Here is an 849-nt window from a genome sequence, read left to right as displayed (position 1 = left end):
AACAACCCCTATCCAATCATGCAATCGCCCAAAAACTAAATTTAACTTTAAAACAAATAGAAAACTTAAAAAAGACGCCATCAAAAAACTAAACCCAAATTATAAAAATAAGGAGAAATAAAATGTTAAATAAAGTCCAATTAATCGGTAATATCTCCCATAACCTAGAAAAACAATTTATCAATAGCAACAACGAACAAATCCCAAAAATAGATTTCAATTTAGCAATTAACAACAAGGATAAAGTGCAATACATCCCTTGTGTAGTGTTTCGTAATCAAGCTGAAAACATGAGTACATATTTAAATAAAGGTTCAAAAATATATGCAGAAGGCGCATTATCAATCCAAAAATATACCACCAATGAAGGCCAAACACGAATCACCACTAAAGTAATTATCCAAAACGTCATCTTTTTAGATAACAAATCCAAATAATATTCACAACATTAAGTCCCTAAAGGGACTTTTTTTTATAAACAAAAAGGAGAAAAAAATATGAATAAAAAAGAATTAATTAAATCAATAGCTGAGGTAAATAAAACCTCAATAACCCAAACCGAAGAGTTTTACAACTCTTTTGAGAATGCTCTAATTAAAGCAATTACATCAAACGAAGAAGTGGTTTTATCCTCTAAAATTGGCAAATTCATCTTAAAAACTAGAAAAGCCCACACAACACCAGAAACTAAATTCATCATCAATAAACAAACAGGCAAAAGAACAGGCAAAAGAACTGGTAAAAACTTAAAATACCTGCAAAACGGTTGTTAGTTTTAAAATGTCAAAACCAATAAAAGACCAAGTCAAAAAACTTCAATTAAACTAAAAAAACGGAGACTTAATATGA

Annotated in this window: 1 protein-coding gene and 1 pseudogene; both read left to right on the top strand. The window is 29.0% G+C overall.

Going from position 1 to position 849, the window contains the following annotated elements:
- Nucleotides 1-122: 122 nt before the first annotated feature.
- Entirely contained in the window at nt 123-437 is a 315-nt protein-coding gene (locus tag BBA70_RS03615; RefSeq protein WP_252861489.1) for a single-stranded DNA-binding protein, read from the top strand.
- Between the two features lie 60 nt (nt 438-497).
- Nucleotides 498-828, top strand: a pseudogene (locus BBA70_RS03610) (HU family DNA-binding protein).
- Nucleotides 829-849: the final 21 nt, after the last annotated feature.

The sequence above is a fragment of the New Jersey aster yellows phytoplasma genome (assembly GCF_002554195.1).
GTDB lineage: Bacteria > Bacillota_I > Bacilli_A > Acholeplasmatales > Acholeplasmataceae > Phytoplasma.
Note: the sequence above shows the minus strand (reverse complement) of the source record. Positions and strands in the feature narration are given on the sequence as shown.